Origin of the sequence: Microbulbifer flavimaris, assembly GCF_001641755.2 — a bacterium.
Lineage (GTDB): Bacteria > Pseudomonadota > Gammaproteobacteria > Pseudomonadales > Cellvibrionaceae > Microbulbifer > Microbulbifer flavimaris.
The window spans coordinates 322051-334378 of record NZ_LRFG02000001.1; the positions used below are offsets into that span (position 1 = coordinate 322051).

The 12328-nt window shown below is 57.6% G+C and carries 11 protein-coding genes; 7 read left to right on the forward strand and 4 right to left on the reverse strand.

Going from position 1 to position 12328, the window contains the following annotated elements:
• Positions 1–2 precede the first annotated feature (2 nt).
• Together rdgC and AWR36_RS01515 are read right to left on the reverse strand one after the other, a co-directional pair.
• Positions 3–992 (reverse strand): recombination-associated protein RdgC, encoded by a 990-nt coding sequence (gene rdgC, locus AWR36_RS01510; RefSeq protein ID WP_067080013.1) that lies wholly within the window; start codon positions 990–992, stop codon positions 3–5.
• Positions 993–1197: 205 nt separating this feature from the next.
• Complete coding sequence (locus tag AWR36_RS01515; RefSeq protein ID WP_067080016.1) at positions 1198–2178, reverse strand: integron integrase; 981 nt, start codon at positions 2176–2178, stop codon at positions 1198–1200.
• Between the two features lie 328 nt (positions 2179–2506).
• Between AWR36_RS01515 and AWR36_RS01520 the strand changes: the two genes are divergently transcribed.
• The 4 genes from AWR36_RS01520 (at position 2507) to AWR36_RS16035 (ending at position 4943) form a co-directional block, all read left to right on the forward strand.
• Positions 2507–2959 carry a DUF6998 domain-containing protein gene (locus AWR36_RS01520; protein ID WP_067081758.1) on the forward strand — a complete coding sequence of 151 codons (453 nt, stop codon included), beginning with the start codon at positions 2507–2509 and terminating at the stop codon, positions 2957–2959.
• A gap of 182 nt (positions 2960–3141) precedes the next feature.
• Positions 3142–3756, forward strand: a complete 615-nt coding sequence (locus tag AWR36_RS01525) for a hypothetical protein (RefSeq protein ID WP_197409210.1) — start codon at positions 3142–3144, stop codon at positions 3754–3756.
• A gap of 79 nt (positions 3757–3835) precedes the next feature.
• Positions 3836–4249: a hypothetical protein gene (locus AWR36_RS16030; RefSeq protein WP_141398449.1), complete on the forward strand. Its 414-nt coding sequence runs from the start codon at positions 3836–3838 to the stop codon at positions 4247–4249.
• Between the two features lie 184 nt (positions 4250–4433).
• The gene (locus tag AWR36_RS16035; RefSeq protein WP_141398450.1) at positions 4434–4943 is read left to right on the forward strand and encodes a hypothetical protein; all 510 of its coding nucleotides are present in this window, start codon (positions 4434–4436) and stop codon (positions 4941–4943) included.
• Between the two features lie 425 nt (positions 4944–5368).
• Here the strand turns inward: AWR36_RS16035 and AWR36_RS01530 are convergent, their stop codons facing one another.
• On the reverse strand, positions 5369–6256 hold the full coding sequence (locus AWR36_RS01530) for a LysR family transcriptional regulator (RefSeq protein ID WP_067080019.1): 888 nt from the start codon (positions 6254–6256) through the stop codon (positions 5369–5371).
• A gap of 99 nt (positions 6257–6355) precedes the next feature.
• Here AWR36_RS01530 and AWR36_RS01535 point away from each other — a divergent pair, with 99 nt between their 5' ends.
• The 3 genes from AWR36_RS01535 to AWR36_RS01545 all read left to right on the forward strand — a co-directional run bounded on the left by AWR36_RS01535 (position 6356) and on the right by AWR36_RS01545 (position 11201).
• Positions 6356–7792, forward strand: coding sequence for an NADH-quinone oxidoreductase subunit L (locus AWR36_RS01535; RefSeq protein ID WP_067104406.1), 1437 nt, complete (start codon positions 6356–6358; stop codon positions 7790–7792).
• Entirely contained in the window at positions 7789–10038 is a 2250-nt protein-coding gene (locus AWR36_RS01540; RefSeq protein ID WP_067080021.1) for a YbcC family protein, read from the forward strand. Before AWR36_RS01535 ends, AWR36_RS01540 begins: the two co-directional genes overlap by 4 nt.
• A 146-nt stretch (positions 10039–10184) precedes the next feature.
• Positions 10185–11201, forward strand: a complete 1017-nt coding sequence (locus AWR36_RS01545) for an L-threonylcarbamoyladenylate synthase (protein ID WP_067104408.1) — start codon at positions 10185–10187, stop codon at positions 11199–11201.
• A 347-nt stretch (positions 11202–11548) separates the two neighbouring features.
• Here AWR36_RS01545 and AWR36_RS01550 read toward each other — a convergent pair whose 3' ends face one another.
• Positions 11549–12229, reverse strand: a complete 681-nt coding sequence (locus AWR36_RS01550; protein WP_067080023.1) for a zinc metallopeptidase — start codon at positions 12227–12229, stop codon at positions 11549–11551.
• Positions 12230–12328 lie beyond the last annotated feature (99 nt).

Consider the following 12328-nt stretch of genomic DNA (forward strand, 5'->3'; position numbering starts at 1 on the left):
CGTTAGAGCACCACCTCCTCTACCTCTGCCGCCAGCTGATCCTGCTCGGCGCGGTTGGCGCGGGCGACGATTTCTTCCACGCTGGCACCCTCGCCGGCGCCACCGAATGCGGCCACCAGATCGGTGAGCAGGGCGGAGATCTCCAGCGTCATGACCGAGAAGTCGGCATCGAAACGCTGGGCCGCGTTCTCGCTGTCGGCGCTGTCCGCCTTCTCGACCAGCTCATCACTGAACTTGACCCGCTTGAGTGACAGCTGGTGATCCACCACGAACTCTACACCGCCATTCCACACCAGCCCCAGCTTGTGTACCTGCATGCCGGCCACCAGGTGGTTGTGGATTTCCTCGGCGCACAGGTCCTGGTTCTTGCAGCGGATAACGCTGCCGGAGTCCTTGGGGTCGCGCAGCTCGCACTCGTGGCCGAACTCGAACTTGGCCGGCGCCTCCGGTGCAGTCAGCCAGTGGGTCATGGCCTGCTGGGGTAGGTTCTTGGCGGACAGCGGGATCACAGCCAGGCTGCTGAGGGCCTCGCGCAGGTGTTCCAGCAGCTCCTCGGCGGCGGATGCCGAAGAGGCATCCACCACCACCCAGCCGTCCCGGGGCGCGATATACGCGTAGTGCAGGCGGGAGCGGGCGAAAGCCTTGGGGCGCATCTCCAGCAGCACCTCGTCTTTCAGGTTCTGCTTCTCCTTGCGGCCCACCTGGCGGTGTTCTTTCTCGGAGATGGCCAGGGCCCGCTCCTCTACCTTCTCGTTGACCACACCGGCAGGGATCACCTTCTCCTGCTTCTTGGCGCAGACCATCAGGTAGCCATTGGTAGCGTGCACCAGTTCGCTGCCGTGCCGGCCCAGCGGTGGCACCCAGCCATAGCGGGCCGCATCCTGGCTGCCGCACGGTACAAACGCCTGCGGTTCCAGCAGTTCGTTCAATTTTTCAGCAGTGAGGTCAAATTCTTTGGTGAGGCGGTAAACGCGCAGATTCTTAAACCACATACATCGGGCCGTCTGTTGGGATTCTTTTCAGTGGCCGGCAATTATGCGGAATCGCAGCGGGAGGGGCTAGGGTAAACCGGGCATTCTGAATAACTGCCGGGTCAAGGGTGTGATCCCTCGGTACTGTAACCATATGAGAGGTGCGGCTGTTTAAATTACGATCAGTTGGCGGCAGGCGCCGGCATGAATCACCGAAGCGGCCAGGTCAATCGATGGGGCTGACGACACCACGCTCATGAATACCGATGACATGGGTATAGATCATGGTGGTGTTGATATCGTTGTGCCCCAGCAGCTCCTGGATATTACGGATATCGGTGCCAGACGCGAGCAGCCTCGTTGCAAACGAATGGCGAAACGTGTGGCAGCTGGCCTTTTTGCGGATGCCGGCCTCTGCCAACGCCCTGGCCACGGCACGGCGCATCTGCTGTTCGCCCAGGTGATGCCGCCGCATCACCTGGCTGCGTGGATCCATCGAGCGGTCCGGCGCCGGGAAGATGTACTGCCAACCAGGGCTGGTTGCCGCATTGGGGTACTTTTTCGCCAGTGCATAGGGAAGGTACACCGCCCCAAAACCCTCTTCCAGGTCACGCTTGTGGAGCGACAGTGCCAGTTTGATCTGTGCCTGCAGAGAGGCCGTGACAGACTTGGGTAGCAGTGTGCGCCGCCACTTGTCCCCTTTGGCCTCACGAACAAAAATGCACTGGTGGCCGAAATCCACATCCTGCACCCGCAGCCTGACCGCCTCCATCACCCGCAGCCCCGATCCGTACATCAGAGATACCAGTAGCCTGTGGTGGCCCTGCAACTTATCGATCACTGCTTTTGCTTCCGCATGGGTAAACACCACCGGAAGGCGCTGCCCCTTACTGGTTCGGTCGAAGTCGAGCTTGCCAAGCTCAATGTTCAGGAACTGGCGATACAAAAACACAATAGCGTTCAGGGCCGTCTTTTGTGTATTAACCGCGACATTCCGCTGCGACGCCAGGTGCCCCAGCCAAGCATCGACCTCGGCCTTGCCCATCTCCTCGGGCCTGCGCATCTTGTGAAATCGAATGAAGTCCCGAATCCAGCCGCAGTAGGTCTTTTCCGTCCGGTAGGCAAGCTGCCTCCCGCGCATAAAGGCACGAAGCCTGTCCATAAAACGGACCGGCTGCGCAGGAATTGGTACAGGTATGTCATCCATAATCATCCTCCTACAAAGGCTGTCTTTTTATACAGTATGGATGGCAGGTGACCAATACCGGGCTGTTATTGCAGTCTTCAAGACTCTGATCCCTGCCGGGGCGCTCCAGATCACAAAAAATACATTAAAGATCAATTAGTTATGGGCGGCATGTAACAATCGGGATAGTGGTCGTGGCGACCGTTTTTCCCAGGGGTGTAATGCTGTGTAATTCCGCGGAGCCTTGACGCCCCGGGGGTTTGCGCGCATTCTGGCGGGAAATCTATTTTGAGATATGTGTCGGTGGGGTAGTCTCCTGACGACCAAGATACAAATGTTAAGCAAAATAATGAATCACGGAAAATTTAAAAAGTTAGTTGAGAAACTCTATTCCACGGTAAGTGAGTTGGAGGAAGTGTTTCCTGGGCGTCACTTCACTCCAGATGGCCATATGGTCGGTAGTATTGGTGAATGTTTAGTTGCAGATGCCTACTCTCTTGAACTTATGACAGCTTCTAATAAGGGCTTTGACGCGATCTGCCCTAAGGGTAGGCAGGTTGAGATTAAGGCTACTCAGTCGAAGTCAGCTGCTTTTAGAAGTGAGCCAGAGCAAGCCATCGTGATAAAAATTCTTCCTACTGGAGCTTTCGAAGAGATTTATAACGGCCCTGGAAAGTACGTATGGAAGGAGTTCGAGGGTAAAAAATTACCCTCAAATGGCCAATATCAAATCTCACTGAACAAGCTGAGAGTCATAAATGAGGAGGTGCCCGATTCAGAGCGGGTGCCAAGAAATGCTTAACAAGGTGCGGCAGCCGACATCTTACTTTTTGCACTTTTTGCACTTTTTGCACTTTTTGCACCGTCGCTGCGCTCCTATTTTCATGCAAAAAGCACACAAAGTAAGTCGCCACTGCGCATGGCGTTATAGGGAAGACTTACCCACGTTTAGTAGACACCCTGTATAGTTAGGCATATTTGAAAATGACCGACTTTCGCCACATGCATGGAGTTGTGTATATTTTTGAAAACTCAGAAGCTCAGCGTGTAAAAGTTGGTATGACCATCAACGCAACAGTCAATGTCACAGAGCGCCTAAAAGACGTAAATAACATTTGGGCGGGATATAAAGCCATGTGCCAAATATGTGGCTCAAGACGCTTTATAAATAAAAAAGGACTAATCCCTAGACATGTGGTTAGCGGTAAAGATTGTCCTGGTGGAAACTCTTTACCTATTGAAGAAGACACAACACTATCTGAGTCCTACCTAACCGATATAAAAGGGCGATATGGAAATCTTTCAGGTAGTGAAAAAGGATCATTTACACGAATCATTAACAGTCTTGAAAAGCGTATAGAAAAATACCGCAAAAAAAGTAAACCCGTAGGAACTTGGAGGTTAAGAGTTGCTTATTACACTGACTGTGCTGAGGAGGTTGAGCTACTCTCACATAAATTATTAGAAGAAAGCCTTGATTTTGAGGCGCCACTAGGTGAGATATTTAGTTGTTCAGTTTTAGCAGCAAGTTTGGCAGTTGAAACTGTTTTGGAGCAACAAGGGTTATTAAATGAGGCAAGAAAAGAAGAGTATGCCTAACAAGGCGCTCGTGCGGACGCAAATTACGCTGGGCTTCGTTTGCGCCGCACAGCTTCAACGTTAAACATTGAGATCTAGGATGCGAAAAATAATATTCTGTGTGGTTCTTTTAGCATTGTGCACGGCGTGTAGCTCCTCTTATCACAACATAAATGAACATGGGGCCAATCCCTTCGGGGGTGGCTTTCAAGACCGGGAAGTTGATGAAGGGATGTACTTCATAATTGCTAAAACTAACTTCAAGCCTTGGGTTAACTATTCTGGTGCATACAAAGCCTTTAACCGTAGAGCAGTAGAGCTATGTGGCAGCGAAGATTACACAGTATTAAAAAATGAAGAGGCAGATTATGAGCATATTTCTTCGTCAGGAGAAATGGGTTACATAATTTCGCAAGTAAGTGGTTATGTATTATGTGCCTCAAGCGCGGTTACTACCGTCGAGGCGGAGAAAATTATTCTTTCTGACTCAAAGAAAATCTGGTTTGCCGATTAAGGCGCCTGATATGTTTAACAAGGCCAGGCAGATTGCTCCGGGCCTTCGGCCCTCCACGGGACAGCTTACCTTGTGCACTGGTCGCTGTGCTTCCACTTTCGCGCAAAATGCGCATAGTTATGGTATCTACTTTTTGTAGGTAAGACCAGGCAAGGAGAGCATCATTAAAAAAACAGCGCTAATTTTGTCTTTATTGTTATTAACTGCAGGTTGTGTTCTCAAAGATGAGTACCCCTCTGAGTGGGAGCCGGTAGCCTATGCTAAATCAGGAGGCTGCCAAGATATTTCTGGCTTATATAACAACCTTGGCGAAAACTCAAAGCAGAAAGAAGTATATCTATCATCAGTTTTTTTCCCTAAGGGGCAAGATCCATCATCAGTGGATTATGTGAAAATTGTCAATTCCCACGATAGCGGCTCTTTCGAGATCACATTACTTGATGACTCTAAAGCTATAAAAAGCGCTAACCTTACTTCAGAATCAGAACTTAGCTGTAAAAACGGAAGCCATGTCATAGAGCGAGTCGAATTTCTAGTCAAAGAAGGTGCTATTGGAAAGCAGTGGGTAAGGTATAGTTTCTCCAAAAGTGGAAACTCTTTGATTTTGGCTAAGAAAAACGGAGCCGTCGGGGCACTGTTTTTTATTCCTATTGTGGGCTCCGATACCGGATGGTTGAGGTTCCAGCAGACGTAACAAACAGCGGCAGATCAACAGCCAACGCTGGGTGTTAGATTGAAATGGAGGTGACATGGAAGTTTGCCCGAGATGCGGTAGCTCCAGCGAAGTTAGAACAAAGCTAATATTGTGTGGAGATTATTATCCTCCTGTAGATACAGATGCCGAGGAAAGGTACAGATGGCCAGGCATTTCTCTTGAGTGCATACAGGACAAGTTTCTCAAACGAGGCCTGCTAAGACCGTTCCTTGACGGGTATTATTGTTCGGGTTGTGATTTAGGCTTTATCCCGCTAAGTATGCTGAAGGCTTCTGCCAAGGATAGTATTTTACAATTTCGATCTAACCAGCGCCGGCACAATCGCGCACGCCGTGCGCTGGACTCGCGATAAATCGCTCGCCTGTGCGGCGGGCGTTAATTTCCCTATCAGGTTTTTTTACCCTTTAATCAAAAGCCCGTTTCTGCTGGCTGAGCAGCAGCTCCAGTGCATCGGGCTGCAAGCGCCGGTTGACAGTAATCGCATAGAAGTGCTCGAACACATCGGGCACGGTGAAGTAGATGGCCAGCTTGCCGCTGGCCAATTCATCCCTTACCACCACGCTGGGCATGACCGCGACGGCGCCGCTGTCCCGGGCCAGCAGGCGCAGCATGGCCATGTCATCCACCTCGGCCTGAATTTGCGGATCGAATTGCCACAGGCTGCAAAAGGCATCGAAGCCCTGGCGCATTTCACTGCGTCGCCCCGGTAGCAGCCAATGCAATTCTGAGAAGCCCTCCGGGAAAGCGCTGGTCGGTTTGAGGTCCGGCGGGCCGATCACCGACAGCGGCTGACTGGCGACCCGTTGCACCTGCCAGGGGCGGTGGGGGTCGTCGCCGACATTGGTGTTGGTGAGTACCAGGTCCAGTTCATGGTTGGCCAGGCCGTCGAGCAGGGCAGGCATGGTCAGGCTCTGCAGGCTGAAACGCTGCCCCGGGTCCCCCAGCAAGGGGGCGATAAACACCTCGATAAAGTTACGGGACATGGTGGCCGCCATACCAATCCGCAGGGTCTGGTGCACCGGGCTGATGCCCTGTCGCACCACGGCTTCCAGTTCTTCTCCCTTTCTGAAGATGTCGTTGGCGTAGGTGAGTACCTGCTGGCCGGCTTCGGTCAGTAGCAGCTTGCGGCCCTGGCGGTGGAACAGCGGCTGGCCGAGGCTCTCCTCGAGCTGCTTGATCTGAGTCGAGAGTGCCGATTGGGAAATGTGGAGACGGTTGGCGACCTGGGTGAGGTTGCCACCGCGCGCGACCTGCCAGAAGTAGTAGAGATGATGGTAGTTGAGCCGGCTCATAGTTCTTTTTTATAGAACGTTTATTCAATTTATATCAATTTTACCTAACTGGTCTCCCTGTGGATACTGCGCCCGTTACGACATAACCATGGGGGCGAGATGCACACAGAACTTTTGGACCTGCTGCTGACGCTGTTGGTGTCGCTTTTTCCGCTGGCGGCACTGTTGCGGGTGCGCTGGTCGGTGGCGATCGGTTTCGGCGCTGTGGCGCTGGCGGCAGCTTCTGGCAGCGCTCTGCTGCGGGCGCTCACGGGCGTGGAGCCCGGCCAATGGTTCAGCCCGCATCCCGCCAGCGCCGTAGTGGCGCTGGTTGTCACTTTCATCGGCTTCCTGGTGCTGCGCTTTTCCCGTAACTACCTCGCTGGCGAGCCGCGCCAGGATGTCTTCCTGCGGCGCGTCCTCTGGCTGCTGGGCGGCGTGGTGCTGGTGGTGACCACCAATCATGCGCTATTGCTGCTTGCCGGCTGGGTTGGTATCAGCCTGGCACTGCACAGCCTTCTGCTCTTCTACCCGGAGCGCCCGCGCGCGCAGCTGGCGGCGCACAAGAAATTCCTGCTGGCGCGGATGGCCGAGCTCTCCCTGGCGATCGCCCTGTTACTGCTTTACCTGCATCACGGCAGCCCCTGGCTGAATGATCTCTTCTCCGCCGATGGCCCCCTGTCCCTGCAGCAGCATGTGGCGATCGTCCTGATTGCGGTCGCGGCCCTGATCAAGTGTGCCCAGCTGCCGGTGCATGGCTGGCTGATTCAGGTGGTGGAGGCGCCAACACCGGTGTCGGCACTGCTGCACGCGGGGGTCATCAACCTCGGCGGTTATCTGCTGATACTGGCCGCGCCGCTGCTGGGGGCGTCGGTTGCTGCCCAGTGGCTGGTGCTCGTGGTTGCCGGTCTGTCGGTGGTGGTGGCCACCTTGGCCATGTGCCTGCAGACCAGTGTCAAGGAGCGGCTGGCCTGGTCCACCAGTGCGCAGATGGGGCTGATGTTGCTGGAATGCGCCCTCGGCCTTCACGCCCTGGCGCTGCTGCACCTGGCGGCCCATAGCTGCTACAAAGCCCACGGCTTTCTCGCCGCTGCCGACAACATGAACAAGGTGTTGGCACAGAAACTGTCCGGGCCCCCGCGCTGGCGTTACCGGTTACTGCCGGCGGCAGTGTTCAGCCTCGGTCTCTGGTTGCTGGGGGTCACCCCGGCGGCGCTGGCCCTGCTGGCACTGACTCTGGTGATGCTCGGGCCACTGGGCGGCGTACTGGTTGCCGGTGCCTACCTGGCCCAGAAAACCCTGTTCGGAACGCTGTTGCCCGCGCCATTTGTTCCGGGCTGGCCGGAGACTGTCTGGGTCTGCGCCATGGCCCTGCTGTTGCTGGCGGGCTTTATCGCCCAGGGTGACCCCAGGCGTATGCGCCTGCGGCACTGGCTGCACGCTGGCCTTTTCCTCGATCACTGGTCCACCCGCCTGACGCTGGCAGTCTGGCCAGCCCCAATTGAGCAGCTTGCGCTTCTCTCCGCTGCAAAACGTAACAAGGAGTCCTGGTCATGAGCCTTACCGCTGCCTGTGCCCGTATTGCCCCCGCATGGCCCCTGGATCAGTTGATTGCCGTCAACCCCTGGTGGCCGCTGGTCGACCAGCCGATGCCGGAAGTTGCCGCGCGGCTGGCCGCACTCGGTGGCGTGCGTTGTTTGATGAGCATCGACCACTACCGGGCACAGAACATCAGTGAGGCCGCACTGGTTGCGGCAGCGGAGGAGCATGGAGTGTCCGTCGCTGATGTGCTGGCGAGCCGTGACAATCCCGCGCCGCGGCACTGGCAGTCGCTGGCGGCAATGCATCGCCAGAGCGACGCCTTCAGCTGGCGGGATGCCATTGTTGATCAGGTCAGCCGCTGCTGTGCCATGTACTGGCAGGAGGCGGACGATCTCTACCGACACTGGCTGGCGCATACCCGCGATGAGAAGGGCCTGGCGCTGTTGATGGGCTGCCCGCAGTTGCGCCGGCTGCTGAAAGAGCTGCCCAACGATGCTGCGGCAATGCTGGAACTGGCACAGACCTCGCTGGGTATCAGCGAAGAGGATGCCTGCTCGCTGGGGCATGGCTGGTTGCTGGAGATCAATGGTTGGGCCTCGGCGGCTGCCTATCTCCACTGGCAGGCCAACCTGGCCGGAGAGGAGCGTCACTGTCTCGAGCAGCTGCTGGCGATCCGCCTTGCCTGGGAGTGGCTCACCCTGCAACTGGCTGACGAGGAATTACTGTGGAGCTGGCAGCAGCAATCTATTCCCATGTTGATCGAGGCCCACCGCTCGCACCAGCGCTTGCCCTGGGTCTGGCAGCGGGCCGCAGAGCTCGATTACCAGCGCGGCCTCGCACAACAACTGGCGCAGCCCGCCGAGTCGAAGGCGCCGGCGAAGCTGCAGGCGGTGTTCTGTATCGATGTGCGATCCGAGCCGATGCGCAGGGCCCTGGAAGCACAGGACGCGGGTATCGAGACCCGTGGCTTTGCCGGTTTCTTCGGCTTGCCGCTCGGTTATCGCCCCGGCGATGGCAAGTACCAGCGGCCGCAGCTGCCCGGGTTGCTCGCCCCGCAGATCTGGGTGCGCGAGGCCGAGCCGGTCAAGGCCGGCCCCATAAAGCTCAAACGCAAAACCTACTGGCAGCGACTGATGGGTGGCTCTCCCGGGACTTTTGGCGCGGTGGAAGCCACCGGACTGGCCTATGCCGCCCGGCTGGTAAACCGCAGCTTCTGGCCGAGCGCACCGCAGCAACCGGTCAACCGGTTGTTGAGGGAGTCCCAGGGGGAGTTTGTGCTGGAGGATGGTGATGGCCCGCTCAGTGTCGAGCGTCAGGCGGAGTTGCTGGCCGGGGTGCTCACTGCCATGGGGCTCGCCGATCCGGCACCGCTGGTGTTGCTGGTGGGTCACGGCAGCAGCACCTGCAATAACCCCCATGCCGCGGGGCTGGATTGCGGTGCCTGTGGCGGCCAGAGCGGTGAACTGAATGTGCGGGTGCTGGCCCAGCTGGCCAATGACCCGGAGGTGCGCGAGGTCCTGGCGCGCAGTCATGGCATTTTCCTGTCGCCGCAGTGCCGGTTCATTGCGGCCCTGCACGATACCACCGCGGATAATATTCACTGTTTCGATGAGGTCGGTGCAGAAGTCGAGGAATGGCTGTCGCACGCGGGTCAGCAGGCCCGCGCGGAGCGCGCGCCGCGGCTCGGTGAAACCTGCAGCGAGGCGCTCGAACGGCGCGGCTGGGACTGGTCCCAGACCCGGCCCGAATGGGGGCTGGCTGACAACGCGGCCTTTGTCATCGCGCCACGTGCCCGCACCCGCCACCTGAACCTGGGTGGGCGAGTTTTCCTGCACGACTACGACTGGCAACAGGACGATGAATACCGGCTGTTGGAAACGCTGCTGACTGCCCCGATGCTGGTCACCCACTGGATCAACATGCAGTACAACGCATCGGTCACTGATCCGCAGCGTTACGGCAGTGGTAACAAGATTTTGCACAACCTGGTGGACAACCTCGGTGTGCTGGAAGGGCAGGGCGGAGATCTCCGCATCGGTCTTTCCCGGCAGGCAGTGCACGATGGCGAGAGCTGGCAACACCGCCCGCAGCGGTTGAGTGTCGTGGTAGCCGCACCGGAGGAGCCACTGCGCGCGTTGGTCAACAAGCACGAAGTGGTCCGGCAGCTGGTGGACAACCACTGGCTGACCCTGTCGCGGCTGGACAGTGACGGTCGCTTATTCCGGTTGTACCGGGATGAATATCGGGAGGAAGCGGCTTAAAGGCCGCGCAAGGGAGAGTCTGTTCCGTGCCGAGTGCCAGCATCCGCCGGTAAAGTGGTCTGTGTATTGACGTGTGGCGCGGTGAATTTCAACTTTCAATCGTCAGCCGGAAGATCTTTCAGTAAGAATCCGGGAGGGTGTGCCCAGTGAAAACCGAGTATCTCGACAAGAGTGCCACTGACCGGGCTGCGGAATTGCTTTCCGCGGGCCAACTGGTGGCGCTGCCGACGGAAACTGTCTACGGTCTGGCGGCGGATGCCAGCAATCCCGCAGCGGTCGCTGCAACTTTTCAGGCCAAGGGGCGGCCTGCGGATCACCCGTTGATCGTGCACCTCAGCAGTGTGGAGGAGATGGCATTCTGGGCAGCATCCGTCCCTCCGGAAGCCTGGGCGCTGGCGAACAAGTTCTGGCCGGGACCGCTGACGTTGCTCCTCGAGCGGGGAAAACTTGTAGACGATGTCATTACCGGCGGGCGCGATACTGTGGCCCTGCGATTGCCGGCCCATCCCCTGTTTCTTCTGGTGCTAAAGCGATTGGGTCGCGCGGTCACGGCTCCGTCGGCCAACCGTCACAAGCGATTGAGTCCCACGTCGGCAGAGCATGTGCGCCGCGAATTGGATGGCCGGATCGGTGCTGTGCTCGACGGCGGCGACTGCGCATTTGGATTGGAATCGACCATTCTCGATCTCACCGGCACTCCGCTGATTTTACGCCCTGGCCCGATCAGCGCGACGGACATTGAAGCCTGTCTGGGGCGGCCGGTGGCGCAGCCCACAGAACATTCGGTGGCAGTGGCCGGCAACATGCGCGAGCACTATCGCCCGCAGGCGCCGGTCTGGCTGGTGCCGGCCGACTCACTCGAAACCGTCGTCGGTCAGATGCAGGCTGGGCGCTTCGGTGTGTTGCATTTGCCGGGTAACCGACCTGCCGTGGGTCAGTGCGTTGAGATGCCGCCAGCTGCACAGGATTTCGGAGCGCACCTGTACCGACAGATGCGGAACATGGATGAGAGTGGCTGCGAGGTAATTCTTATCGAGGAACCCCCGGCAGGCGCCACCTGGTCCGCGATACGCGATCGCCTGCGGCGCGCGGCTGTGTCCGTCGCGGCCGAAGCCCGGGTGATCAATGAAGCGCTGCAGTCGCAGTCGGTCAAAGCGGGTTAGAGAATGCTTTGTAATCAGGTGAAGCCAGATCGGCATGGCAAGGGAGTGTCCCGGGACAGAACTCCGTTCCGGGCTGACCTCTGATTACCGCCGGGGCCGAGAGTCCGCAGCCAGTGGGCAACGCCATCGGGTGGCCGGTACAGCTGCTCTGGAGATCAGATAACAGCAGGGGCTTGCGCGCATCGGGCACCAGGGCGCAGTGACTGCTCACGATACTCGGTTACAAAACGTTGTATGAATTGCTTTTAGGTACGTACGCGGGGAGAGACTATCGCCATCGGCCATTCTGGTAATGAAAGATGGGCAGTAGCGATAATGTGGTTCGCCTCCTCGATATCTGGGGGGCATTACCGGATAAAACGGAGCCACCGCCACAGGCTGAGAATCTCTGCCAGAGCACCTGCAAAGTAGGTCAGCGCTGCGGCCTTCAGCACCGAGCGGATCGCTGTTAGGTGCTGCTCTGGAGCATACCCTTCTCGCAGTATTGGCAGTGCCTTGTTGAAGCTCGCATCGTATTCCTCGGGGAGAATGGCGGCGTACATCAAAGCCGAGGCCAGCATCGTGATGATGCCGAGGCCAATGGCCAGGGCGAACAGGTGCGGGATCTTTACCACCAGGGCGACAGACGAGAGAAGCAGGAGAAGGCCTGTACCGATTTTCCGGATAAAAAAGGCCTTGCCCAGGTGTTTCTGTCTCAGGTGGCTGACAGGTTCGTTGCGAATGAACTGAATCGCATGGCCCACCTCGTGCGCGGCTACGGCGACCGCCGTCAGTGACTTGCCATCATGGACGCGGGGGCTAAGGGACACGATCTTCTCTGCGGGATTGTAATGATCCTGGTCAGGCTGGCCACGCTCAACAGTGACGCCCTCCAGCCCGAAGCGCTCCACGAGGTGGCGCGCCAGCTCCCCGCCGGTTCCCGGCATGTCCGGCAGCTGGCGGGCATGTCGCCACATGATGAATCGCACCCACAGGGAGGGGCCATATATCAGCAGGAGGATGAGTAGGGCGCCCGTTGCGTAAATCATTGCCTTTCCCGGTTGAAGCGCATGCGCGGGAATATTGTTGGCCAATCAGTTTACCGGACGCCGCGCCCACTATCGACATAGACATCGACAGGCAGGGAG

What these genes read in the sequence shown, in the direction of transcription:
- rdgC (WP_067080013.1), bottom strand. Translation starts at nt 992, where the DNA reads ATGTGGTTTAAGAATCTGCGCGTTTACCGCCTCACCAAAGAATTTGAC.
- AWR36_RS01515 (WP_067080016.1), bottom strand. Translation starts at nt 2,178, where the DNA reads ATGGATGACATACCTGTACCAATTCCTGCGCAGCCGGTCCGTTTTATG.
- AWR36_RS01520 (WP_067081758.1), top strand. Translation starts at nt 2,507, where the DNA reads ATGAATCACGGAAAATTTAAAAAGTTAGTTGAGAAACTCTATTCCACG.
- AWR36_RS01525 (WP_197409210.1), top strand. Translation starts at nt 3,142, where the DNA reads ATGACCGACTTTCGCCACATGCATGGAGTTGTGTATATTTTTGAAAAC.
- AWR36_RS16030 (WP_141398449.1), top strand. Translation starts at nt 3,836, where the DNA reads ATGCGAAAAATAATATTCTGTGTGGTTCTTTTAGCATTGTGCACGGCG.
- AWR36_RS01530 (WP_067080019.1), bottom strand. Translation starts at nt 6,256, where the DNA reads ATGAGCCGGCTCAACTACCATCATCTCTACTACTTCTGGCAGGTCGCG.
- AWR36_RS01535 (WP_067104406.1), top strand. Translation starts at nt 6,356, where the DNA reads ATGCACACAGAACTTTTGGACCTGCTGCTGACGCTGTTGGTGTCGCTT.
- AWR36_RS01540 (WP_067080021.1), top strand. Translation starts at nt 7,789, where the DNA reads ATGAGCCTTACCGCTGCCTGTGCCCGTATTGCCCCCGCATGGCCCCTG.
- AWR36_RS01550 (WP_067080023.1), bottom strand. Translation starts at nt 12,229, where the DNA reads ATGATTTACGCAACGGGCGCCCTACTCATCCTCCTGCTGATATATGGC.